Origin of the sequence: Paenibacillus antibioticophila (assembly GCF_000455265.1) — a bacterium.
Taxonomy (GTDB): Bacteria; Bacillota; Bacilli; order Paenibacillales; family Paenibacillaceae; genus Fontibacillus; species Fontibacillus antibioticophila.
In genome coordinates this window covers 78,040-102,243 of record NZ_HG005141.1, presented here as the reverse complement: position 1 = coordinate 102,243, position 24,204 = coordinate 78,040, and the positions used below count along the sequence as shown (strand labels likewise).

Genomic DNA, 24,204 nt, shown 5'->3' with positions numbered 1-24,204 from the left:
GGATGTGGAATGAATTTATTTCAAGGAGGAAATTTACAATGATTATCAACCACAACATTGCTGCACTGAATACTCACCGTCAACTGGGCGCTAACACTGGCGCATCTTCCAAGAATCTGGAGAAATTGTCTTCCGGTCTTCGCATCAACCGTGCTGGTGACGATGCTGCCGGCTTGGCTATTTCTGAGAAAATGCGTGGACAAATTCGCGGTTTGGATATGGCTCAGAAGAACGCTCAAGACGGTATTTCCTTGATTCAAACCGCTGAAGGCGCGTTGACTGAAACGCACAGCATTCTTCAACGTATGCGTGAGCTGGCAGTTCAAGCTTCTTCCGATACCAACGAAGGCGTTGACCGCCAAAAGCTTCAATCCGAAGTTGACGAATTGTCCAAAGAAATCAAGCGTATTTCTACAGACACGGAGTTCAATAACCAAAAGGTGCTGAATGGGGACTTTAACGATAAAGTATTCCATATCGGTGCTAACTCTGGTCAAAGCATTAAATTGTCCATTGGGGATATGAGCAATAAGGAATTGGGCGTTAACGGATACAAATCGGAAACTACTGCGGGTGACTTCGTAGTTACAAACAGATCAAGCGCTGGCTTTGCTGTTGTTATTGGGGCAGTTGATACAACTGCAGCTGTTGCAAAAACAACTGCAGCAATTGACGATGATGGAAATGTGACTGTAACTCTTGCAAATAAACCAACAGCAGCAGATCCAGCTGTGTTTGAAAATGCTGCTACTAAAGATGATGTTCTCAAAGCATTACAAGCTGCTGGTATTGACGTGAAATTTGCTGATGGTGTGGATGGTAAAGCTGCTGCAGCGGCTATGGATGCTACAGCGGGTGCTATTGATGCAGGTGTTGAAAGTGATGAGCTAGGGGTTAATATCTCTACTCAAAAATCAGCAGATGCTGCAATCACTACAATCAACAACGCTTTGAACGCAGTTTCCGAAGAACGCTCTAAGTTGGGTGCGAACCAAAACCGTTTGGAACACACCATCAACAACCTGGGTGCTACTTCCGAGAACTTGACAGCTGCTGAATCCCGTATCCGTGATGTGGATATGGCGAAAGAAATGATGTCCTTCACAAAGAACAACATTCTTACTCAAGCTGCTCAAGCAATGTTGGCACAAGCAAACCAACAACCACAAGGCGTACTGCAATTGCTTCGTTAAGATCCATTTGTATTTGCCTTACAGAGATTCCGAGTTTTCGGAATCTCTTTTTTTGTGTTTTGCTAAACCAATTCACCTCATCATCCGATATAACAAATAGTAGGATCATTTGAGAGAAGGTGTAATGATGAATCTGCAAATTTCATTTTCAGGAACTCAAGGTATGAGTTCAGGGAGTTATCCTCAACCACCTAAGACTGCTATACAAGATACAGTACCGCTTAGAAATGGACGGGAGCTGCAAAATGCGGAACTGCAAGGACGTTCTGTTTCTTTGGGAGAAGAGGAACTGATCCGTTCCATTGATAAGGCAGTAAAGGCGCTGCAAGGCCCGGAGACGACAGTAGAAATCAGTGTGCACGAGAAAACAAATGCAATTATGATTAAGGTTTTGAATAAGGACACCGGGGATCTGATCCGTGAAATTCCACCGGAAAAAACCTTGGAAATTGTAGCGAAGATGATGGAATTTGCAGGTCTCATCATTGATGAGCGTTTATAAGGAGGATTAAGGGATGAGAGTATCTGGTTTAGCAACAGGGATGGATATTGATAGTATTGTTAAGCAGTATATGTTAACACAACGTGCGCCTCTGGATAAATTGAGTCAAAATAAGCAAATCTTAGAGTGGCGCCGGGATAACTACAAGCAAGTTAATAGCAGCCTTGTTGATTTCCGTCAGAATAAGCTAGGTAATGAATATCGAAAAGCAGCTTCTATGAGCATGTATTCCTCAGAGGTTACAGGTGATAAAGAAGCAATTAGTGTTAGAGCAACGAGTACATCTAACTTGACACAAATGAATGTAAAGGTGAATCGTCTTGCTTCACCTGCTATGCTCAAATCAGCAAGCTTCGCAGAGGGGACAACTATTTCTTCCACATTAGGCGGGCTTTCGGTGAGTGCAACACAAGAAGATGGCACTACCGCGGATCAAACCACGGCTACTGGCAACTATACGCTTAATATTTCAGGGAAGTCCTATACGTTCTCTGGCTCAGATACGATTAAGAATGTTCTTGATAAGCTTAATGGTGATAAGGAGGCCAATGTCACAGCAACATTTGATGAAGTGTCAAGGCAGATTGTAATTAAATCGAAAACATTCGGTAGTGATGTTACAATGAGCGGCAGTCTGAACTATGGTTTGAAAAGTGTTGCCGAAGAAGAAGCTGATGTTACGATTAATGGTACGAAAGTTAAGTTTTTTGGGAATATGACGGTTATTAACGGCGTTGAAATCACTCTGCTGCAAAAGAGTGCAGAAAACGCTACTTCCAATATTACAACCAAGGCAGATGGTAAGAAAGCCATTGAGACGATTAAATCATTCATTGAGGAATATAATTCACTAATCAAAAGCCTGAATTCCAAAATTAGCGAAAAAAGATATTCAGATTATACTCCACTAACATCAGAGCAAAAGAAGGAAATGAATGAGGACGACATCAAGCTATGGACAGAAAAGGCGCAAAGCGGGCTATTGCGTGGAGATACAATTATTAGTGAAGGACTCATGGATATGCGCAACATCCTCATTAGTTCTTCTGTCAAGCTTGATAACCGATCCATTTCTTTACCCGATATCGGAATTACAACAGGGACTTACACTGAAAACGGCAAGCTTTACTTAGATGAGGAAAAACTCCAGAAAGCTATATCAGAAAATCCTGATAAGATCAGGGAACTCTTCATGGGTTCTGCTGATGGAAGCACTACAGGAATATTTGATAAACTTTATGATTCAACCTTAATTACATTGGGGAAAATCTCGGATAAATCAGGCACATCTAAATACAGCAGTGATATTACCCAAGCACTTAATGAAGAAAGTACAATGGGGAAGGAACTTAGAACTCTTAATACGCGCATCAGTGAATTAACCAAAAAGATGGTAACATTAGAGACAAATTACTACAATAAGTTTACGGCTATGGAAACGGCAATCAACAAGCTGAACTCTCAATCTGCCAGCATCACGAATCTTTTATCACAATGAGAATAGTAACAAGGAGTGAACAATCATGATCACATCCCCTTATGAGAAATACAAGCAGTCTTCTGTACAGACATCTACGCCGGCTCAGTTGCTAATTATGCTCTATGATGGTGCAATTCGGTTTATACGTGGAGCAGTAGAAGCGATTAATGCGGAAGATATTCAGAAGAAAAATGAGCTCATTGGCAAGGCGCAAGCGATTGTGAGTGAGTTGAGAGCAACCTTGAATCATAGCTATGAGATATCTGCACAACTAGATAAGCTATATGAATATATTAATTACTTGCTTATTGAAGCCAACATTCGGAAGGATGCAGCGAAAGCAACAGAAGCGGTAGATTATCTCGTTGATCTGAGAGAAAGCTGGATTCAAGCCTCGAAGGTCGTAATCTCAGGTCAGGAGCAAGTGAATTCAAATGGATGAACTGCTAACCCGGCTAGAGGAACTGGATAAGCAAATGATTCTAAAAAGTGATGAGGCTTCCTCAGAAGAGTGGCTGGATTTTATGGATCATAGGCAACAGCTCGTAGATATGTTGATTCAACGGACAGAAGCAAGTCCATTAGCGCCTGAACATAGAAACCGACTCTCTTCTATTCAGATGAATGAGGACAAACTGCGGTATAGTATGGAAGCTCAAAAGACAGAGGCGGCTAACTGGCTGCAGCAGCGCGGTCAGGCCAAGGCACAGCGTAATGCTTATGATGTGGTTTACGCTTCAGATAGTGTTCTTATGGATCGAAGAAGATAAGCACGAACCTCCCTGTTTCAACTTGAGTTAAGCTGGGTAAATAAATAAAGTATCCTGTAAAATACCTGCGCATAGAATGCTTATGTCATTCCAAACGACATGGTTCTACATTTTTTTCCAGTAAAACCTAATCCTTGGTAATTGACACTGGAGAAGCTTGAATGGTATAGTCAGAAATGTGAGGCTGGTTACAGGATCACACTCTTATTTGATAATGAAGGGAATGTTAGTGCATGCAAGGTAAAGTAAAATGGTTCAATGCTGAGAAGGGTTATGGCTTCATCGAAACTGAAGAAGGCGGCGACGTTTTCGTACACTTCTCCGCGATCCAGTCCGAAGGCTTCAAGACTTTGGAAGAAGGGCAATCCGTTGAGTTCGAAATCGTTGAAGGCGCTCGCGGACCGCAAGCAGCTAACGTAATCAAACTGTAATCATCCGGCACAGCCGACCTACATATAACGGGTTGATGGTTAACAATTGAAGATTCGCTAGCAGATCCCCGGGGAAACCCGGGGTTTTCTCGTTTTATGCTCCTTTTCCAAATGAGGTGATTTTTCTGCGCAATATGTATTCTTGGCTCCGCTGGCTGCCAGCGGTCATACTGATGTCGCTCCTTTTCCTTTCTTCTTCGCAGTCTTATCAAGAACAGACGCTGGTACCGAATATTGAAAAAAGCACCTCAGAGCGATCAATCGCTGACTTTTTCGGCGAGCTTAGCTTTAGTTACGGCGGGCATGAGATCAGTGTGGAGAGCGTGGGCGGAGCGAGCTTTATAGAATTTTTCATCCGCAAGGCTGCTCATTTTTTCTGCTATGCACTATTGGCTGCCCTGTTTATCTTTGCCTTGATGGGAAGCGCGCCTGCTGATAAAAAGAGGAGCTTCTCAGGAAAAAAGCTGCGCGCTCTCCTCTTTTACTCCGTTCTGTTGTCATTTCTATATGCTTGCTCAGATGAGTTGCATCAGAGTCTGACACCGGGGCGAACGGCTCTGGTGCAGGATGTTCTGCTCGATACGTTTGGAGCAATTTGTGGAGGGTTATTCACAATATTGTTGATTCGTTGGCGAAGCAGAAAGCGGCGAGGAAAGCCTGGCTATTATATAAGTTGAACTAAATAAGCTACGTAGAAAGGGCATAAGAGTGAGGTGTGCTGTAGAAGCGTAAGCGTTCGCCTTTGTGAGAGGATTTCCATCTTATGATGGCTTAGTTCAATCTGAGAAATCCGCGAACAACAGCGATCGTAAGAACACTTCACACGTTGCCAAGAACGTAAAATTTATTAGTTCAACTTATATAGGATAGATGGCGCTACTCCAGAGTCATTGCGGCTCGCTTTACATCCTGCTGATGATTTTTACTTTGCGTTAATAGTTGTGATATAATGAAGGTGCAAAGCAAAGGAGGAGTGCCCTATGAATTATAGTATTCGTGGACAGCAAATTGAAGTGACTGAGGCCTTGAGAGATTACGTGGACAAGAAGCTCAGCCGGCTTGACAAGTACTTTGATGCACCCCTTACCTCGGATGGTACAGTTACCTTGAGTGTCGTACGAGGCTTGCACGTGGTAGAGGTAACGATACCTCTGACCGGCGTTATGCTCAGGGCTGAAGACCGCAGTGATGACATGTATGCATCGATGGATGCCGTCGTGGACAAGCTGGAGCGTCAGATCCGCAAGCATAAGACGAAGGTGAACCGCAAATTCCGCCAGGAAGGCAGCTTGAAGTCGTTGTTCGTTGAGAGCACGGCAGGCAATGGTCATGTTGCCACGCTGGACGAGGGCGATGAGGAGCTTGAATTGGTCCGCACCAAACGGTTCAATCTGAAGCCTATGGATGTAGAAGAGGCAATCCTGCAGATGAATATGGTCGGTCACAACTTCTTTGTTTTTACCAACATCGACAACCAGGAAGTTAACGTAGTCTATAAGCGCAATGACGGTAAATACGGCTTGATCGAGAAAGCCTGAGAACCGCAGTGTGATCCGACGCAATCGTTAATCTCATGAATGTTGGATTATGAGTGGTAATTGTTACAATTGAAGCACAAGGAACGAGCCTTTATCCGCATGCGGATGGGGCTCTTTATTCGTATAGATGATGGAATATTTTGGCCGCGGCTGTAAGCGTCTGTGTTGCGGCATTCGTTACAAACTGTTACAATTTAGGCAAATCATCTGTTTCTGCGTGAAAGGGGTAAACCATGCTAGGATTAGTGAAGAAGATCTTTGGCGACGTTAACGAACGTGATGTCAAACGTCTGATGAAGACGGTAGACCATATTAATAAACTGGAACCCGAATTCGAGGCCCTGTCGGACGAGCAATTGCAGGCCAAGACTGTAGAGTTTCGGGAACGCATCGAAAAGGGAGAGACGCTGGAGGAGCTGCTTCCGGAAGCATTTGCAACCGTTAGGGAGGCTTCCAAGAGAACGCTCGGCATGCGTCACTTTGATGTGCAGTTGGTCGGCGGGATGGCATTGCATGAGGGCCGGATCGCAGAGATGAAAACCGGTGAAGGTAAAACCCTGGTTGGGACCCTGCCGGTTTATTTGAATGCGCTCCTTGGAAAAGGCGTGCACGTAGTTACAGTAAACGATTATTTAGCTCAACGGGATAGCGAGCAGATGGGCCAGATTTATAACTTCCTGGGCATGACCGTCGGTGTGAACCTGAACGGCATGGAACATGCTGAGAAACAGGAAGCATATGCTTGTGATATTACCTATGGAACGAATAACGAATTTGGATTCGATTACCTTCGGGACAACATGGTGCTGTACAAAGAACAAATGGTACAACGCCCGCTCTATTTCTGTATTATTGACGAAGTGGACTCCATTCTCATTGATGAAGCGCGGACACCGCTTATTATTTCCGGACAAGCTCAGAAATCGACCGAGCTGTATTATGCAGCGGACCGGTTTGTGAAGCGCCTGGAAGCGGAAGAGGATTATACTGTTGATATTAAGGTTAAGGCAGTTGCACTGACGGAAAATGGCGTAGCCAAAGCAGAGAAGGCTTTCGGTATCGACAACCTCTACGATCCTAAACATATTACACTGAACCATCACGTTGTACAGGCCCTCAAGGCAAACGTGATTATGCGTCGTGACGTCGACTATGTGGTGACTGAAGACGAAGTACTGATTGTTGACGAATTTACTGGTCGGATCATGCAGGGCCGGCGCTACAGCGATGGTCTTCACCAAGCAATTGAAGCGAAGGAAGGCATCGAGGTACAGAATGAGAGCATGACCCTGGCAACGATTACGTTCCAGAACTATTTCCGGATGTACCGCAAGCTCGCGGGAATGACCGGTACGGCCAAGACGGAAGAGGAAGAATTCAAGAAAATCTATGGTTTGGAAGTGCTGCAAGTACCGACGAACCGTCCGAACCAGCGCCAGGATATGCCGGATGTGGTCTACAAGAGTGAAGACGGCAAGTTCAAGGCCGTTGTCAACGAGATTGTGGAGCGTCATAAAAAGAACCAGCCTATACTGGTTGGTACGGTATCCATCGAGAATTCCGAGCGGGTATCTGAAATGCTGAAACGCAAAGGCGTGCAGCATAAAGTCCTGAATGCTAAATATCATGCCGAAGAGGCTGAGATTATTTCCCGTGCAGGTGAGCCTGGCGCCGTGACGATTGCCACGAACATGGCAGGCCGCGGTACGGACATTTTGCTCGGTGAAGGTGTCTCCGAAGTCGGAGGCTTGCATATTATTGGTACTGAGCGCCATGAATCCCGCCGGATCGATAACCAGCTCCGCGGCCGTGCTGGCCGTCAGGGTGACCCTGGATCGACTCAATTCTATCTGTCCCTTGGCGATGAGTTGATGAAGCGCTTTGGTGCGGACAATGTCTTGAATATGATGGATCGTCTTGGCTTTGAAGAGGATCAGCCTATTGAGAGCAAGATGATTACTCGTGCCGTTGAATCTGCCCAAAAGCGGGTGGAAGGGAATAACTTCGATATCCGTAAAGTCGTCCTGCAGTATGATGATGTAATGAATCAGCAACGGGAGATCATTTACAAGCAGCGCCGTGAGCTTCTTGAGTCCGAGAACATTAAGCAGATTGTTGTGGATATGCTCAAGGCTACGATTGAGCGTATTGTGGAAGCCCATACCAGCGAGGAGCTCCCGGAGGAGTGGGGGCTGGAGGATATCGCCGAGTATGTGAACAGCAAGATGCTCGATGCAGGAGCGATTACGAAGGAAGATCTGTGGAACAAAGAAGCGCCTGAAATTACGGAGTTCATCTTCGAAAAGGTGATGGCGAAGTATAATGCGCGTGAAGAGGCTCTTGGCTCCGAAATGGTTCGCGAGTTCGAGAAGGTTATTGCTCTTCGTTCTGTAGATAGCAAGTGGATGGACCACATTGATGCGATGGATCAATTGCGTCAAGGGATTCACCTTCGCTCTTATGGAGGTACGGATCCACTGCGCGAATATCAGTTCGAAGGCTACGAGATGTTCAACGAAATGGTTGCGAATATCCAGGAAGAGATCTCCATGTACATCATGAAGGCTCAAGTGGAGAGCAATCAGGAGCGTCAAGCGGTTGTTGACGAGGATAAAATCTCGACCAGTGGAGAACCAGCTGAGAAACGCCCGGTTCAACGCGGGGAGCAGATTGGCCGTAACGACCTGTGCCCTTGCGGCAGCGGTAAGAAGTACAAACACTGCCACGGTCAGAACGCATAAGCAAGAGCGGCGGGGACTCCTGTTCTCAAGCTCCGGAATAATAGCGGGGGCCGTCCGTTTGGATGGCACCCCGTTTTTCTGTGGAATGCAGCGGTTTGATGGTCGCTTGAAAAGTGCTGAAGCCTCCTGGAGTGCGAGTAAGGTTGCGACTGCAAGAGAATAATTGCAGAAACAGCACTTAACTTATGAAATAGATGGGCGCACATCTATTCTAGTTGCAAAGAGTACACTTATAATCACTAAATTAAGATTAACTGCTTGAATTTGTGTGATTGAAGTGCTGTTTTTACAACTAAACTTATAGTTGGCCCTGTAAGACCTCGTTTAGCTGTAAATAGTCCAACTATCTATAACCTGCAGAACTATATAATGTTGAACTAGAAAGTTACACAGAACAGGCATAAGTGTGGAGTGTGCTGAAGTGAAAGCTTTCTGCAAGAAAGCTGCTTCGGGAGCATATGCTCGGTTAGCATTCGCCTTTGAGAGCAGATTTCTACTCAATGATGGGCTTAGTTCAGTCAAAGAAATCCGCGAACAACAGGGATCGTAAGAACACTTCACACGTTGCCTCTAGTGAATAATCTTTAGTTCAACTTATATATCATAGAGCCGGGACGTAGGTGGTAAACGCACAAATGCTGCACAATAAACACGAATTGATTTCTCAAACTTGTAATGTAAACTGGAAAGGTGGAATACAGCATGCTGGATCCGAATGTTAAGCAAGACATGCGAGAGATTGCCAAGAAATTATCAAACCTTAGGGGGTCTCTTTGACTTAGATTACAAACAGGAACTGATTGCGAACTTTGAAGAGAAAATGGCTGCGCCGGACTTTTGGGATGATAATGACAAGGCGCAAGGGATCATTGCAGAGATGAATGCCGTCAAGTCATCAGTGGACCAATACGGCGCTCTGCAGCAGGAATATGATGATGCGGAAATGATGGCCGAGCTTGCGGAAGAGGAAGGCGACGAGGCTCTGGCTGCGGAAATCGGCGCTTCCGTATCCGCACTTGTAAAAAAGCTGGAGGACTTTGAGTTAACGCTTCTGCTGAATCAGCCCTATGATAAAATGAATGCGATTCTCGAGCTTCACCCTGGTGCAGGCGGCACCGAGTCTCAAGACTGGGGCCAGATGTTGCTTCGGATGTATACCCGCTGGGCAGAGAAGCGCGGGTTCAAGGTAGAGACGCTCGACTACTTGCCAGGGGATGAAGCGGGGATCAAGAGTGTAACCCTGTCGATCAAGGGATTTAATGCTTACGGCTATTTGAAGGCAGAAAAGGGCGTTCATCGTCTGGTCCGTATTTCTCCGTTTGATTCCTCTGGCCGGAGACATACCTCTTTCGTATCCTGTGACGTAGTTCCGGAGATTACCGATGATGTAGATATCGATGTGCGTACCGAGGATCTCAAGATTGATACGTATCGGGCGAGCGGCGCAGGCGGACAGCATATTAATACGACGGACTCTGCGGTGCGGATTACGCATATTCCAACCGGAATTGTCGTGACCTGCCAGAACGAACGCTCCCAGATCAAGAATAGAGAGCGTGCGATGACGATGCTTCGCTCCAAGCTGCATGAACGGAAGCTCGAAGAACAGCAGAAGGAACTGGACGAGATTCGCGGAGAGCAGTCGGACATTGCATGGGGCAGCCAGATCCGCTCCTATGTCTTCCACCCGTACAGCATGGTTAAGGATCATCGGACCTCTGTAGAGACGGGCAATGTCGGTGCTGTGATGGACGGCGATCTGGATGCCTTTATCGACGGCTATCTGCGAAGTCAGATCAAGAGCGATCCCCAATAATATTCCAAGACACAGTGCGCCAGGCGAGTTATCTTTGCCGGGCGCACCTTTCTGATTAGTAAGGAGGAACCGTGGTGTCTTCTACACCTCGCAAACGCAGATGGAGCCAGGCAATCCCCGTCACCGGCCCTGTCCGCCACACGATCGATACATTCATGATAGTCATCGGCTCCCTGATTACGGCGCTGGCATTCAATCTGTTTCTGGTTCCGAACGAAATCGCTTCAGGCGGCGTATCGGGGATTTCAGTTATTACACAGTCGCAGTTCGGGATTGAACCGGCTTATATCCAATGGGGGCTTAATATTCCTTTATTCTTTGCAGGGTTTCTGCTGCTAGGGCGGGATTATGCGATCCGCTCATTGCTGGGAACCATCGTGCTCCCGCTATTTGTCTTTCTGACCCGGAGCTTCCCGGTGCCGACCACAGACGCCTTGCTGGCCTCGCTTTATGGCGGGATCGGTGTAGGGATCGGTCTTGGCATCGTCTTTCGGGGACGCGGGTCAACGGGCGGCTTATCCACGCTTGCACAGATCATTCAGAAGTACAGCGGACTGAGCCTTTCGGTCTGCGTAGTGCTGATGGATGGCCTGGTCATTGGGCTGGCCGGCTTTATTCTATCTCCGGAAAAGGCGCTGTACGCCCTGATCGGCTTATATATCACCGGTAAATTGATCGATCTGATCGAGCTGGGCTTTGGCTATACGAAAGTGGCTTATATTATTGCGGATAATACCGAGGCCATCTCAAAGGCCGTGCTTAGCGAACTGGATCGGGGATTAACCAAGCTGAATGCGCAGGGCGGTTATACTGGCGATGACCGGACCGTCCTGATGGTGGTGGTCGGCCAGAGCGAAGTGACCCGGCTCAAGACGCTCGTACAGACGCTGGAGCCAACAGCCTTCGTGATCATTACGAATGCGCACGAGGTCCTGGGCGAAGGCTTCAAACGGAGTTAGGTTTTCGCTATGCTTTGCGGAAATAAGTACTTATGTGCATCATAATGAGCAAAACGAACTGCCACCACGCGAAATATGTGTGTTGGAGCTTGTGCAGCAAAATAAGTGCCGGAGGGCATTAAAATGGCTGACGGTTGAGCTTGTGGGGTTATTTTAATGGCAAAAGGCATTAAAATTGCTGGCATAAGTGCCCGCGTGACGATTTTAGTGCCAAAAGGCATTAAAATTTCTAGTGTGGGCTCTCTTGCGGTGATTATAGTGCAGTAAGTCATTAAAATTTCTGATGTAGGTGCTCATGCGACGATTTTAGTGACAAAAAGCATTAAAATTACTGGTGCAGGGAGCTCGTGCGGCGAGTGAGCAAAAAAACCAGCTAATGTTTGTCAACCCAGAGTAGTTAGATTATGACAACGATACTGTTGGACGGAAAAAAGGGACCGCCCCCTTTCTCACAATTGGGGGACGGTCCCTTTTCTCGTCCAATTTTTTAGAAGGCAATTGGATAGCCTATCTAGATGTTATAGACTAAAAAATCCGCCGAGCATATAACTGATACTTACAAGAACAATTCTATACAGAATATATCCGAAGAGCACGTTGACAATCAGGGAACTATAGAGCGGATCCAAGGCAGAAGTGCTTTGACTCATTTCTTGATGAATCAGCAAAGTGATGGCTACGAAGAATGAAAGAACCGTAATGAATAGGAACAGCCCGCTAAGTCCAATCCCAAGGCCGATGATTTGAAAAATAACACTGATCAACAGTGCGGCTGTCGAGGGTACCAGCAAGGTGCCGAGCTTGGCCGTGATATTACGAGGATCCGCTGAAACCTTTCCAAGCCGCATTATTCCATAGGTCGCAAAGACGGCAACCGCAAAGGCGAGCACAACCAGAATGAAGGGGCGGAGATAACCGGCACCGAACGCATCGGGAAAAGCAGAGCGCAGGCTTGGTATATATAGGACAAGCGGAAGGAGTATAGCGATGATTACCATAGTGATGATTCCATTCAAAAAATGCGCCCTATCAATTTTTTTGGAAGAAGCTAACGGATGAAGCAGCGCATTCAGGAAAAATCCGCCGTACTGCTTGCTGATTTCAGCGCCTTGTTGAAAGGCCTGACTCTCTTTGACCTGCTTCCATGTGAGATCGCCGGAAGCCTTTCCTCCTGGAGCAGGGGCACCTGAGTGGCCAGACTCGGTTCCGATCTCCGGTGAAGATTCTCCGGTTGCTGCAGATTCGGTTCGGGCGCTAGTATCCCCCGTCTTCTCATTCCAGGACGGAGCCAGAGCCGCACCGCATACCGGGCATTCCGTAATGGAGCCCTGTTCATTTTCAAAAACGTGACCACACTTCGAGCAAATCATTAAGTTTCATTCCTCCTCCATCATTTGTAAATCCAATCAGTCCAAGCATAATTGTAATCGGAAAGTCAGTCAATCCAAATTATGGCATCCATTTCTGAAATACATAACAAATGAAGTAAACATATTTCTGAAACAGCATTGTATATATATTAATATGAATGTATAATAATTCGTAATTACAATTCGGATAAACGATTTCGATTATAGATGTTATACAGCAAAGGAGAGTTAAATCGTGAGCGGAGAAAAAGTGAAGGTTGCCATTGTCGGTTCCACGGGGTACGGCGGCGTGGAACTGATTCGTTTTTTATTAGGCCATCCCCTGGTTGAGATCACCTCGGTCATTTCATCGTCCAGCAGCGGCGTTCCGATTAGTGAAGGCTTTCCGCACCTGACGGAGATTATCGTGCAAAACCTGGATGGCGTGGATCCCGAGCTGATTGCAGAGAAGGCGGATGTGGTATTCACAGCGACGCCGTCCGGAGTTAGCGGCAAGCTTGTTCCTGAGCTGCTGAATGCCGGTCTTAAGGTCATAGACCTTTCCGGAGATTTTCGGATCAAGGACGGGCAAATCTATGAAAATTGGTATAAGCATGAGGCGCCTCAGGCAGACTTGCTTGCACAAGCCGTGTACGGACTTGCCGAGATTACTGGAGAACAGGTGCAGGGAGCAGAGTTGATCTCCAATCCCGGCTGCTATCCTACGGCTACGTTACTAGGGTTAATTCCGGCAGTCGAGGCAGGCTGGATTGACCCGGCGTCTATCATCATCGATGCCAAGTCCGGGGTATCGGGCGCAGGCAGAGGAACAAGCCTGATGACCCATTATGCCGAGATTAATGAAAACCTGAAGGTCTATAAAATGAACCGTCATCAGCATATTCCTGAAATAGAACAGGTGCTGTCGGAAGCGGCAGGTGAGAATGTAACCGTAACTTTTACCACCCACCTGACCCCGATGACACGCGGGATTATGAGTACGATGTATGCGACATTAAAAGGGAACTACACTGAGGCAGATTTGATCGGCTTATACCGCAAGCGTTATGAAGGACGTCCTTTTGTCCGGATTCGTGAGGCGGGGAGCTGGCCGGCAACCAAAGAGGTGTTCGGTTCGAACTATTGCGATATCGGCTTTGCTGTTGATGAGAGGACGGGAAGAGTCACCATCATCTCGGTCATTGATAACATCGTCAAGGGCGCAGCAGGGCAAGCGATTCAGAATTTGAATCTTGCCATGGGCTGGGAGGAAGATTGCGGGCTCAAGCTGAGTCCGGTGTATCCATAAAGGAACGAATTTGCGAAGGGGGCACGGCTAGTCATGGGAGTTGGTGAAGCTGCTGTATTTCATATATTGCAAGAGGGAGGGATTACCGTCCCCAAAGGATTTCGGGCAGGCGGACTGCACTGCGGTCTGAAAAAATCAGGCCGGAATGACCTGGGCGTCATTCTGTGCGAAGTGCCGGCGGTGGCGGCGGGCGTGTACACGACCAATGTGTTCCAGGCTGCCCCGCTGAAAGTGACGCGAGAGAGTATCGCGTCAGACGGGCGGCTGCGGGCCGTGGTCGTGAACAGCGGCAACGCCAACGCCTGCACCGGCCAGCAGGGCGAGGTCGATGCCTACGCCATGCGCGCAGCCACTGCGGCCGCGTTCGGCCTGGCGGAGCAGGACGTGGCCGTTGCTTCTACCGGCGTCATCGGCGAGCTTTTGCCGATGGACCGCGTGCACAGCGGAATTGCCGCCCTGCCGGCGGCAATCTCCGCTGACGGCAACGGTGCGGAGCAGTTCAGCCAGGCGATCCTCACGACAGATCTCGTGAAGAAGGAGATCTGCGTCTCCCTCACGGTGGATGGGCGTGAGGTGGCGATTGCCGGCGCTGCGAAGGGCTCGGGGATGATCCATCCGAATATGGCGACGATGCTCGCCTTTATGACGACGGATGCCGAGGTCGAGCCGCAGGCGCTGCGCCAACTGCTCGGTGAAGTGACCGACGTGACCTTCAACATGATCACGGTCGATGGAGATACGAGCACCAACGATATGCTCGTCGCGATGGCCAGCGGCCTGGCGGGCAACCGCCCGCTTCAGCCCGGCCATCCCGATTGGGCGGCCTTCGCTGCCGCCTTCCGGCACGTGTGCCAGCACCTCGCGCAGGCGATCGCCCGCGACGGTGAAGGCGCCACGCGCCTGGTGGAGGTGACGGTGCAGGGCGCCGTCACCGACCTCTCGGCCCGCGCTATCGCGAAGACCGTGATCGGCTCCAGCCTGGTCAAGTCGGCCATGTTCGGGGCCGACGCCAACTGGGGCCGGATCATCGCGGCGGTGGGCCGCGCGGGCGAGCCCGTGAACCCGGATACGGTCGATATCCGCCTAGGCGATATCGTCGTGCTGGAGGGTTCACGCCCGGTGCCGTTCGACGAGGACGAAGCCCTCGTCTATCTGCAGGGCGACACGGTTCACATCCATGTCGACCTGCATCACGGCAGCGGCACAGCCACTGCGTGGGGCTGCGATCTTACTTATGACTACGTACGAATTAATGCGGCATACCGCACTTAAATGGGTCATTCTAATGCAGTATGCCCCTGATAATATTTGTTGGTGCGTGCTCAGGGACGACGAGCCAGTTTTATACGATGTTTCGTACAAAAAACGGGCATTTCAAGGCAATGACGGGTATTTTATATGAAAAACCGTATAACTATTCGATTGACGGGTGCTGGGGCTTGCTTTTTATATGGTTTTTCGTACAACATGCACAATTCGAATGGGTTCGGAGAATGATTTGTGCGGAAAATCGTACAAATCGCTCCCTACTTCATCTATATAAGTTGAACTAGAAAAATACACAGAAAGGGCATAAGTGTGAAGTGTGCTGAAGTAAAAGCTTTCTGAAAGGAAGCTACTTCGGGAGCATATGCTCGTAAGCGTTCGCCTTTGTGAGTGGATTTCTACCTTATAATAACTTCGTTCAATTAGAGAAATCCGCGAACAACAGCGATCGTAAGCACACTTCACACGTTGCCTCCAGTGTACAATCTTTAGTTCAACGATATAGGTATAGGTATTAGGGCAGCTTATCACCCCGACTTCCAAAGAGAGGAGCGTCAAATCAATGAGAATCGTACTGGAGGGCGGCCAATTATCGGCTGCCGGCCTGAGCCTGTCGGCAGGGCGTACATTTGTAATGAAATGCGGAGGAAGCACGCTTCAGGAGCTGCCGGAGTCTTTTTTCAAGGATTTGGCGGACCTTCAGGAGAGCGGCTCTCAGCCGGTAATCGTGCACGGCGGCGGACCGGCAATCTCGGAGACATTAGGCAAGCTGGGCATTGAGACACATTTTGTGAACGGCCTTCGCTATACGTCAGAGGAAGTGCTGGATGTTGTGGAAATGGTCCTGGCTGGCAGCATCAATAAATCGATTGTGCGCCGGATCACCGGGGCAGGGGGCAAGGCCGTGGGCTTGTCCGGGGCCGATGGACTTCTGATTCAGGCTAAGCCGGTTGCCAATGCGGCTGAGGTGGGTCTGGTCGGCGAAGTCACCGGTGTGAATCAGGAGCTGATCGAGGGCATTGTGAGGCTGGGCTTTTTACCGGTTATTGCACCGGTAGGTGTCAGCAAGGAAGGACAGCGTTACAATATTAATGCAGATACAGCCGCTGGAGCCGTGGCTTCCATGCTGGGCGTGCGGCAAATGATCGTAGTAACGGACGTGCCGGGCATCATGAAGATGGTCCATGGCGAGAAGAGAGTGCTTCCTTCCGTCACCGTACAGGAAATCGAGGATATGATTCAGACCGGAGAAATCTACGGCGGGATGATTCCGAAGGTGCGCGCGGCGATCGCTTGCATCAGCGGCAAGGTAAATGAAGTGATTATTGTGGACGGCAGCGTACCTGGCATTCTCGGCAAGGTGCTGAACGGGGATTCTGTAGGAACCCGTATTGTCCGGATGTAAAGTGAAGTAGCTTTCAAAAGATAATTTTTTGAACTATATAGGTTGAACTATAAAGCTACGTAAAAGGGCATAAGTGTGAAGTGTGCTGAAGAAGCGAAAGCGTTCGCCTTTGTGAGTGGATTTCTACCGTATAATATCTTAGTTCAATTAGAGAAATCCGCGAACAACAGCGATCGTAAGAACACTTCACACGTTGCCCCCAAAACGTAAAATTCAGTAGTTCAACTTATATACCCCTAAAAAAGGAGATGAGCAGGTTGGCACATAGCAGATTACAGGACAGCACAGCAAGCACGGACTCCATTGCAAACGGGACAGCGCCGGCAGGCAAGGTAAAGGATCAGGCGGCCTATGCGGCGGAGGCAGGAGGCAGCGCCCTGCTGCAGACCTATGCCCGCTATCCGGTGAATCTGGTAAGAGGACATGGAAGCTGGCTATGGGATGACCAAGGCAACAGGTATCTGGATTTTATGAGCGGTCTGGCCGTAACCAACCTGGGGCATGCTCCTGAAAAAGTCAAAGAAAAAGTAAAGGCACAGCTCGATACCCTCTGGCATGTATCCAATCTGTTCGGCATTCCTCAGCAGGAGCAGGCCGCTCGTCTGCTGACCCAAGTGACCGGCGCGGACGCGGTGTTCTTTTGCAACAGCGGTGCTGAAGCCAATGAGGCGGCGATCAAGCTGGCTCGCCGTTATCACCAGAAGGTCAAAGGTGAAGAGCGTTATGAAGTGATTACCTTTGAGCAGTCGTTCCATGGACGTACTTTGGCGACCCTGACGGCAACCGGACAACAGAAGGTCAAGGACGGCTTTCTCCCGCTTCCTGCCGGATTCGTTACTGTGCCCCTGCATGATCTGGAGGCGCTCAAAGCGGCCATCGGTCCGCATAGCGCTGCCGTCATGCTGGAAATGGTGCTGGCCGAAGGCGGCGTATATCCGGTGGACAAGGAATTTGTCCAGCAAGTTGCGGCCCTGTGCAAGCAGGAAGGCCTGCTGCTGATCATTGATGAAGTACAGACCGGCATGGGCCGGACTGGCAGCTGGTTTGCGCATCAGCAATACGGCATTGAGCCCGACATCTTCACCTCGGCCAAGGGAATCGCCAGCGGTCTTCCCGCCGGAGCCCTGCTTGCCAAGGGCTATCTCCGCGAAGCCTTCACGGCCGGAACGCATGCCTCTACCTTTGGCGGCAACCCGGTCTCGGCGGCAGCCATTGTGGCAACGATCGAGACGATGCTGGAGGAGCAAATTCCGGAACGGGTCAAGGAAATGGGAGAGTATTTGCAGCAGCGGCTGCGCGAGGCGTTTGCGGATCAACCGTTCGTGAAGGAAATCCGCGGGCTCGGCCTGCTGATCGGCATCGAATGCGCGGCGCCGGTGGTTGAACTGGTGACGGCGGGGCAGAAGAACAAGCTGTTGTTCGTTACCGCCGGTCCGAATGTGATTCGCTTGCTGCCGAACCTGAAGGTATCCAAGGAAGAGATCGATCAGGCGGTGGATACCCTTGCCGCGCTGATTAACACCCATACTGCCGCATCATCGGCGGAAAAGGAGGAGAACCAATGAGCCTGACCGAAAATAAACCATTGAAGAACAGCTTGAGCGGACGCGATCTGCTGGAGCTGGATGATTATACGTCAGAAGAAATTCGTTATTTGCTGGATTTGGCTATCGATATCAAGGCCAAGCACAAAGCCGGGGAAGTCTATCAGCCGCTAAAGGGCAAGACGATCGGATTAATATTTGAAAAATCCTCGACCCGTACCCGGGTGTCCTTCGAGGTCGGCATGTTCCAGCTTGGCGGCCATGCGCTCTTTCTGAGCAAGAATGATATCCAGCTCGGCCGCGGCGAGACGATTGCCGATACGGCTGGCGTGATGTCGCGCTACCTGGACGGAATTATGATCCGGACGTTCGGGCATGACAAGGTGGTGGATTTGGCCCGCTATGCGAGCATCCCCGTGATTAACGGCTTGAGCGATCTGGCGCATCCGTGCCAGGTACTGGCAGACTATCAGACCCTTCTGGAGCATAAAGGCAAACTGGCCGGTCTGAAGCTGGCTTATGTGGGAGACGGCAACAATATGGCGCATTCCCTTATGATCGGAGGAGCCAAGCTCGGCGTGCATGTCAGTATTGCCAGTCCGGAGGGCTATGAGCCGGATGCTCAGGTTGTTGCTGCAGCTCAGGCAATTGCCAGGGAGACGGGCGCGGTAATCGAAGTCGTGCGCGATCCGATGGCCGCAGTCCAGCATGCGGATGCGATCTACTCCGACGTTTGGGCCAGCATGGGCTTTGAAGAGGAGCAGAAGGCGCGGGAATTGGCATTTGCCTCGTATCAGGTGGATGAAGAACTGGCTTCGCATGCCAAGCCGGATTATGTGTTCATGCATTGTCTTCCGGCCCACCGCGGTGAGGAAGTCAGCGAAGGCGTCATTGACGGGCCGCATTCGATTATTTTTGACCAGGCCGAGAACCGGCTGCATGCGCAAAAGGCGCTGATGGTTGCATTGATGTCCTAGCATGATGCATGACACCCTGGCATTCATGTCCTGAAGGGACAAGAAGACGGTGCTTGTAGCAGGTAATCTTTTTACAGGAGGAATATATCGTTATGGCAAAAGAAAAAATTGTACTGGCCTATTCCGGCGGTCTGGATACTTCGGTCATTCTGAAATGGCTCAAGGAGACGTATGATGCCGAGATTATCGCCTTTACGGCGGATATCGGGCAGAAGGAGGAACTGGACGGCCTCGAGGAAAAGGCGCTTGCAACGGGGGCATCGAAGGTCTATATCGATGATCTGCGCGAGGAGTTCGCCAAGGATTTTATTTACCCGATGTTCCAATCCGGGGCTTTGTATGAAGGACAATATTTGCTCGGTACGAGTATTGCCCGTCCGTTGATCGCCAAGCGGATGGTAGAAATCGCACGCGCGGAAGGGGCAACAGCAATTGCCCACGGTGCGACAGGCAAAGGCAATGATCAGGTTCGCTTTGAGCTGAACGCTGCAGCGATTGCGCCGGATATCGAAGTGATTGCGCCATGGCGGCTTAGCGAGTTCCGTGACCGTTTCCCGGGACGTGCTGAGATGATCGCCTACGCCGAAGCGAATGGCATTCCGGTTACAGCATCGGCAGCGAAGCCTTATTCGATGGACCGCAACCTGCTGCATATCAGCTATGAGAGCGGCATGCTGGAGGATCCGTGGTTTGACGCCTCGGCACCGGAGAACAAAGAGATGTACCTGCTCAGCGTATCGCCTGAGGATGCGCCGGACCAGCCGGAGGTGATCGAGCTTGAATTTGAACAAGGCAACTGCGTCGCATTGAACGGTGAATCGCTGGATCCGCTGGGTGTGATGGAGAAGCTGAATGAGCTGGGCGGCAAGCATGGCATCGGACGTGTAGATATGGTGGAAAACCGCTTTGTCGGCATGAAGAGCCGGGGCGTATATGAGACGCCGGGGGGCACGATTCTGTTCACCGCTCACCGGAAAATGGAATCTCTGACCATGGACCGCGAGGTCATGAGTCTGCGTGACAGCCTGATCAGCCGTTACAGCAACCTGGTGTACAATGGCTTCTGGTTTGCTCCGGAGCGCCTTGCGCTGCAAGCACTGGTAACCGAAAGCCAGCGCAATGTATCCGGCACAGTACGTCTGAAGCTGTACAAGGGCAACGTTATTGCCGCAGGCGTGAAAAGCCCGGTCAGCCTATACAATCCGGAGATCGCTACGATGGAGGCTGATCCGACCCAGGCTTATGACCAAGGCGATGCTACAGGCTTTATCCGCCTGAATGCCTTGCGCTTGAAGGTTAGCGCAGGTGTGGAGCAGGAACAAGGCCGCAGGAATTGACAGTAGCTGTGCAGTGCTGTTCAGTCGCATAGCTGGTTTAGCCAATGACAAGGCTGCTGAACAGGGCGTGCGTTACGCTGTATCAACTTGATGCGCCTGCCGCGACGGCGGGCGTTTTAAGTTGATACAATATATGATAGGGGCCTGATTTAGTGAAATTATTTACCTTAGAAATCTCGCCCGAGCCTATATTGTAACTTTAGTGAAAAAAATGACCTTAGATAATCGAAAACCGGTTTAAGAGCCGATCCAGCGAACTTTAAGCGAAAAAAATTCACTATATCCGCATTTCCACCATGTTGCGCGTATTTAAGGTAACTTTTTTCACTGCAGGCCTAGCACCCGAGATTGGAGTAGCGATCGTGAATAGTGCAGCGCTTGTGAATAGTGTAAGGTGTGAATAGTGTAGCGCTTGCGAGCGGTCAAGCGCCCGAGTCGAGAGGGACGGCGTATACCATGGGAAATGAGGACTATTTAGGTTATGCGGATGGACGGCTGTTTGTTGTAGATCAACAGAATATTGACTAAGGAGTGAGTCAGGTGAGCAAGTTGTGGGGCGGACGTTTTACGAAGCAGACGAACCGGTTGGTGGAGCAGTATACGGCCTCGATCGGATTTGATAAAGCCTTGGCCGAGGAGGATGTGCAGGGGAGTATGGCACATGTGACCATGCTGGGCAAATGCGGGATTTTACCGGAAGAAGATGTGGAGAAGATCAAGGAAGGACTGCATGCGGTGCTCGGCAAAATCCGCCGGGGAGAGCTGGAGTATTCGGTTTCCGATGAAGACATTCACATGAATGTCGAGAAGAACCTGATTGATGAGGTAGGCTCGGTTGGCGGCAAGCTGCATACCGGACGCAGCCGCAACGACCAGGTGGCTACGGATATGCACCTGTACCTGCGCAAGCGGGTGGTGGAATTCGTCGGCCTGCTCCATGATTTGCAGGAATCCTTGATCGGACAAGCCAAAGACAATCTGGAGACCATCGTACCCGGATATACTCATTTGCAACGGGCCCAGCCGATCCTGTTCGCCCATCATCTGATGGCTTATGTCTCGATGTTCCAGCGGGATATCGAACGTCTGCAGGACAGCTATAAGCGGATCAATGTGCTGCCGCTCGGAGCAGGGGCGCTGGCAGGCACGACCTTCCCGATCGACCGCCATTTTGTGGCGGAGCAGCTGCATTTTGACGCCGTATATGAAAATAGTCTCGATGCCGTCAGCGACCGCGACTTCATCCTGGAGTTCCTGGCGGACGCTTCGATCCTGATGATGCACCTCTCCCGTCTGAGCGAGGAACTCGTGCTGTGGAGCAGCACGGAATTCCGGTTTGTGGAGCTGGATGATGCCTTCTGCACAGGCAGCTGCATTATGCCGCAGAAGAAGAATCGGGACGTGCCGGAGCTGGTGCGCGGGAAGACGGGGCGCGTATACGGCAACCTGATGGGGCTGTTGACCGTGCTGAAGTCGCTGCCGCTGGCATACAACAAGGATATGCAAGAGGACAAGGAAGGCATGTTCGATACGGTGGAGACGCTGCGCGGCGCGCTGCAGCTGTTTGCTCCGATGATTGCCACCATGAAGGTGAATAGCGGGCAGATGCGCGAGGCGGTCAACAAGGACTTCTCCAATGCGACCGACATCGCCGACTTCCTTGCCGGCAAAGGCCTTCCGTTCCGCCAGGCTCATGAGGTCATCGGCAAGACGGTGCTGTACTGCATTCAGCAGAATAAGTTCCTGCTGGATCTCACGCTGGAGGAATTCAAGCAATTCTCGCCGCTCTTTGACGAGAGCATCTATGAGGTGCTGCAGCCGGAGACCGTGGTGAATGCCCGTAATGTATACGGCGGCACAGCCACGGCGCAAGTAAGCGCCGCGATTGGACGGGCGGAGGAGCGCCTTGCCGCAACCGCCCAATGGGCGAAGGAATATGCCGAGAAGAGCAAGTAGAACAAGAAGAACAAGTAGCGCAAGTAGAACAAGAATCCCCGGTCCCTCTTTCACGAAGGGAGCCGGGGATTTTTGCATGGGGCGTCCAAAAAATCTATGTTGATTAATTCTTTAATTGCTTAGTTGTAGAAACTGCAATTAAAGCTCTAACAAAAGGCTGCAAATGTAGAGCTAGTTGTATGAAAGGCATTTATATTGATATGTTGATGTCATTCTCCACTAAATGAAGGGTAATAGTTGCAGGAAATACAGTTAATCTCCCAATCGGCTCACACTTTATCGTAATAGTTGCATTTTGAGCAATTAAAGCTCGGAAATCCGGCCTTTTTTGCCGGCGATAAAGCCCAGAAGAATCGTGATCACGGACATGGCTGTAATCGTAGCAAGCGGAATACTCCAGCCGCCGCTCTGGTCGTGAATGAATCCAAACAGGGTCGGACCGACAGCGGCCAGCAAGTAGCCCAGAGACTGAGCCATGGCTGATAATTGAGAGGCCTGCTTGGCTGAGTGAGTACGAAGGCTGAAGAAGAGAATAACCAGGCTGAAGGTTGCACCGCAGCCAAGTCCGATCAGAGAAATGAACAAGATCGACCATGCTTCGGAAGCCAGCCAGATTCCGCCGAACCCGAACAGGAAAAAGGCGCCGGACAAGGCGGCAAGAGAGCTTTGGCTTTCTGCTCGCGTTGCGATGAAAGGCATGAAAAACGAACCAACCATGCTCAGGATTTGCATCAGGGAGAGCATCCATCCCGCACTATCCATGCTCATTCCTTTTTCATGCAAGATTTCCGGAAGCCAGGATACGCCTACATAGAACATAATCGACTGAAATCCCATAAATAAAGTAATCGTCCATGCCTTTGGTGAACGCCATATTGCAGGACTAGGCGATGGAGTGAGCCCGGAGCCGTCCGTTTGAGCGGAGATGCTCGCAGTGAGCACGCCTCCAGCGGCTGCAGGCTGCTTCATACCCTTTGTTTGCAAGTCTTGCATAGGCACCCGGCGTGTGAGCGGGATCCAGACAAGCACGGTCGCAACGGCGAACAGCCCCCAGAAGGCCAACGAACCGCGCCATCCCAGTCCGCTTCGGGAGAGGGGGAGACTGATGCCCGAAGCGATTGCTGACCAGAGATTCATGGATGAGGTATACAAAGCAGTCATCAAGCCGATGCGCAGCGGAAAGCTTTGCTTGATCATGGCAGGAATCAGTACATTAGCCACAGCGATCCCCACGCCAATTAAGGCGGTTCCTGCGAACAGGAGCTGAATAGATGGCAGCGAGCGGACGATAAGGCCGGCCCCTAGCAGGACTGTGGAATAGAGCAGCGTTCTTTCAATGCCATAGCGGCTGGACAGGCCTGGCGCCACTAGTGCAAATACGGCGAAGGCAACGAGCGGCAGCGTCGTCAACAGGCCGGCCAGCGTATGGGATAAAGCCGTGTCGGCTTGAATTTCTGTAATCAGCGTCCCCACACCTGTTAATGGAGAACGAAGTACAGCGGCGGTTAATAGCACGGCTACTATCGTCAGTATACCGGCGTTTCTTTGTGATGATGGATCATGAGATGACATTTGGCATGAATTCCTCTCTATATTCCGCAGAGACGCTTGGCGGGGGCCTGTCATGTTCT

General features: G+C 50.1%; 21 protein-coding genes. 19 read left to right on the top strand and 2 right to left on the bottom strand.

Annotation, left to right across the window (positions count from 1 at the left end; genetic code table 11):
* Positions 1-38: 38 nt before the first annotated feature.
* The 11 genes from TX85_RS17660 (at position 39) to TX85_RS17610 (ending at position 11,430) form a co-directional block, all read left to right on the top strand.
* Positions 39-1,193 (top strand): flagellin N-terminal helical domain-containing protein, encoded by a 1,155-nt coding sequence (locus TX85_RS17660; RefSeq protein WP_044481007.1) that lies wholly within the window; start codon positions 39-41, stop codon positions 1,191-1,193.
* A 127-nt stretch (positions 1,194-1,320) separates the two neighbouring features.
* Entirely contained in the window at positions 1,321-1,695 is a 375-nt protein-coding gene (locus tag TX85_RS17655) for a flagellar protein FlaG (RefSeq protein WP_049895034.1), read from the top strand.
* Positions 1,696-1,708: 13 nt separating this feature from the next.
* Positions 1,709-3,193: a flagellar filament capping protein FliD gene (fliD, locus tag TX85_RS17650; RefSeq protein WP_044481005.1), complete on the top strand. Its 1,485-nt coding sequence runs from the start codon at positions 1,709-1,711 to the stop codon at positions 3,191-3,193.
* Between the two features lie 25 nt (positions 3,194-3,218).
* Entirely contained in the window at positions 3,219-3,617 is a 399-nt protein-coding gene (fliS, locus tag TX85_RS17645; protein WP_044481004.1) for a flagellar export chaperone FliS, read from the top strand.
* Positions 3,610-3,945 carry a hypothetical protein gene (locus TX85_RS17640; protein WP_044481003.1) on the top strand — a complete coding sequence of 112 codons (336 nt, stop codon included), beginning with the start codon at positions 3,610-3,612 and terminating at the stop codon, positions 3,943-3,945. The genes fliS and TX85_RS17640 overlap by 8 nt, the downstream gene beginning before the upstream one ends.
* Positions 3,946-4,178: 233 nt before the next feature.
* On the top strand, positions 4,179-4,376 hold the full coding sequence (locus TX85_RS17635; RefSeq protein ID WP_007132290.1) for a cold-shock protein: 198 nt from the start codon (positions 4,179-4,181) through the stop codon (positions 4,374-4,376).
* Between the two features lie 134 nt (positions 4,377-4,510).
* The gene (locus tag TX85_RS17630; protein WP_044481001.1) at positions 4,511-5,053 is read left to right on the top strand and encodes a VanZ family protein; all 543 of its coding nucleotides are present in this window, start codon (positions 4,511-4,513) and stop codon (positions 5,051-5,053) included.
* Between the two features lie 303 nt (positions 5,054-5,356).
* Positions 5,357-5,914: a ribosome hibernation-promoting factor, HPF/YfiA family gene (hpf, locus tag TX85_RS17625; RefSeq protein ID WP_044481000.1), complete on the top strand. Its 558-nt coding sequence runs from the start codon at positions 5,357-5,359 to the stop codon at positions 5,912-5,914.
* A gap of 233 nt (positions 5,915-6,147) precedes the next feature.
* Positions 6,148-8,655: a preprotein translocase subunit SecA gene (secA, locus tag TX85_RS17620; protein ID WP_044480998.1), complete on the top strand. Its 2,508-nt coding sequence runs from the start codon at positions 6,148-6,150 to the stop codon at positions 8,653-8,655.
* A gap of 702 nt (positions 8,656-9,357) precedes the next feature.
* A protein-coding gene (gene prfB, locus TX85_RS17615; RefSeq protein WP_101781189.1) for a peptide chain release factor 2 occupies positions 9,358-10,471 on the top strand; the annotation gives its coding sequence in 2 pieces (ribosomal slippage) (positions 9,358-9,429 and positions 9,431-10,471; 1,113 coding nt in all).
* A gap of 74 nt (positions 10,472-10,545) precedes the next feature.
* A complete protein-coding gene (locus TX85_RS17610) occupies positions 10,546-11,430 on the top strand; it encodes a YitT family protein (RefSeq protein WP_044480997.1) in 885 nt (294 codons plus the stop codon).
* 518 nt (positions 11,431-11,948) lie between these two features.
* Here TX85_RS17610 and TX85_RS17605 read toward each other — a convergent pair.
* Positions 11,949-12,800 carry an FmdB family zinc ribbon protein gene (locus TX85_RS17605; protein WP_044480996.1) on the bottom strand — a complete coding sequence of 284 codons (852 nt, stop codon included), beginning with the start codon at positions 12,798-12,800 and terminating at the stop codon, positions 11,949-11,951.
* Between the two features lie 235 nt (positions 12,801-13,035).
* On the opposite strand from TX85_RS17605, the gene argC reads away from it, so the two are divergent.
* The 8 genes from argC (at position 13,036) to argH (ending at position 22,573) form a co-directional block, all read left to right on the top strand.
* On the top strand, positions 13,036-14,088 hold the full coding sequence (gene argC, locus TX85_RS17600) for an N-acetyl-gamma-glutamyl-phosphate reductase (RefSeq protein ID WP_044480994.1): 1,053 nt from the start codon (positions 13,036-13,038) through the stop codon (positions 14,086-14,088).
* A gap of 33 nt (positions 14,089-14,121) precedes the next feature.
* Entirely contained in the window at positions 14,122-15,360 is a 1,239-nt protein-coding gene (argJ, locus tag TX85_RS17595) for a bifunctional glutamate N-acetyltransferase/amino-acid acetyltransferase ArgJ (RefSeq protein WP_044480992.1), read from the top strand.
* A 556-nt stretch (positions 15,361-15,916) separates the two neighbouring features.
* Entirely contained in the window at positions 15,917-16,759 is an 843-nt protein-coding gene (argB, locus tag TX85_RS17590) for an acetylglutamate kinase (protein ID WP_044480991.1), read from the top strand.
* A 248-nt stretch (positions 16,760-17,007) separates the two neighbouring features.
* Positions 17,008-18,324 (top strand): aspartate aminotransferase family protein, encoded by a 1,317-nt coding sequence (locus TX85_RS17585; protein ID WP_071784218.1) that lies wholly within the window; start codon positions 17,008-17,010, stop codon positions 18,322-18,324.
* Positions 18,321-19,280: an ornithine carbamoyltransferase gene (gene argF / locus TX85_RS17580; RefSeq protein WP_044480990.1), complete on the top strand. Its 960-nt coding sequence runs from the start codon at positions 18,321-18,323 to the stop codon at positions 19,278-19,280. The genes TX85_RS17585 and argF overlap by 4 nt, the downstream gene beginning before the upstream one ends.
* 92 nt (positions 19,281-19,372) lie before the next feature.
* On the top strand, positions 19,373-20,617 hold the full coding sequence (locus TX85_RS17575; protein WP_044480989.1) for an argininosuccinate synthase: 1,245 nt from the start codon (positions 19,373-19,375) through the stop codon (positions 20,615-20,617).
* Positions 20,618-21,013: 396 nt separating this feature from the next.
* On the top strand, positions 21,014-21,145 hold the full coding sequence (locus TX85_RS27985) for a hypothetical protein (RefSeq protein ID WP_262362682.1): 132 nt from the start codon (positions 21,014-21,016) through the stop codon (positions 21,143-21,145).
* A 12-nt stretch (positions 21,146-21,157) separates the two neighbouring features.
* On the top strand, positions 21,158-22,573 hold the full coding sequence (argH, locus tag TX85_RS17570; RefSeq protein WP_044480987.1) for an argininosuccinate lyase: 1,416 nt from the start codon (positions 21,158-21,160) through the stop codon (positions 22,571-22,573).
* A gap of 303 nt (positions 22,574-22,876) precedes the next feature.
* On the opposite strand, the gene TX85_RS17565 is transcribed toward argH, so the two are convergent.
* Entirely contained in the window at positions 22,877-24,145 is a 1,269-nt protein-coding gene (locus tag TX85_RS17565; protein ID WP_044480985.1) for a CynX/NimT family MFS transporter, read from the bottom strand.
* Positions 24,146-24,204: the final 59 nt, after the last annotated feature.

Bases quoted from the DNA above. Each gene is read 5' to 3' on its own strand.
- TX85_RS17605 (WP_044480996.1), bottom strand. From the start codon at position 12,800: ATGATTTGCTCGAAGTGTGGTCACGTTTTTGAAAATGAACAGGGCTCC.
- secA (WP_044480998.1), top strand. From the start codon at position 6,148: ATGCTAGGATTAGTGAAGAAGATCTTTGGCGACGTTAACGAACGTGAT.
- TX85_RS17630 (WP_044481001.1), top strand. From the start codon at position 4,511: ATGTATTCTTGGCTCCGCTGGCTGCCAGCGGTCATACTGATGTCGCTC.
- TX85_RS17655 (WP_049895034.1), top strand. From the start codon at position 1,321: ATGAATCTGCAAATTTCATTTTCAGGAACTCAAGGTATGAGTTCAGGG.
- fliD (WP_044481005.1), top strand. From the start codon at position 1,709: ATGAGAGTATCTGGTTTAGCAACAGGGATGGATATTGATAGTATTGTT.
- TX85_RS17635 (WP_007132290.1), top strand. From the start codon at position 4,179: ATGCAAGGTAAAGTAAAATGGTTCAATGCTGAGAAGGGTTATGGCTTC.
- argF (WP_044480990.1), top strand. From the start codon at position 18,321: ATGAGCCTGACCGAAAATAAACCATTGAAGAACAGCTTGAGCGGACGC.
- TX85_RS17575 (WP_044480989.1), top strand. From the start codon at position 19,373: ATGGCAAAAGAAAAAATTGTACTGGCCTATTCCGGCGGTCTGGATACT.
- hpf (WP_044481000.1), top strand. From the start codon at position 5,357: ATGAATTATAGTATTCGTGGACAGCAAATTGAAGTGACTGAGGCCTTG.
- TX85_RS17660 (WP_044481007.1), top strand. From the start codon at position 39: ATGATTATCAACCACAACATTGCTGCACTGAATACTCACCGTCAACTG.
- fliS (WP_044481004.1), top strand. From the start codon at position 3,219: ATGATCACATCCCCTTATGAGAAATACAAGCAGTCTTCTGTACAGACA.
- TX85_RS17640 (WP_044481003.1), top strand. From the start codon at position 3,610: ATGGATGAACTGCTAACCCGGCTAGAGGAACTGGATAAGCAAATGATT.
- TX85_RS17565 (WP_044480985.1), bottom strand. From the start codon at position 24,145: ATGTCATCTCATGATCCATCATCACAAAGAAACGCCGGTATACTGACG.
- TX85_RS17585 (WP_071784218.1), top strand. From the start codon at position 17,008: ATGAGCAGGTTGGCACATAGCAGATTACAGGACAGCACAGCAAGCACG.
- argB (WP_044480991.1), top strand. From the start codon at position 15,917: ATGAGAATCGTACTGGAGGGCGGCCAATTATCGGCTGCCGGCCTGAGC.
- argJ (WP_044480992.1), top strand. From the start codon at position 14,122: ATGGGAGTTGGTGAAGCTGCTGTATTTCATATATTGCAAGAGGGAGGG.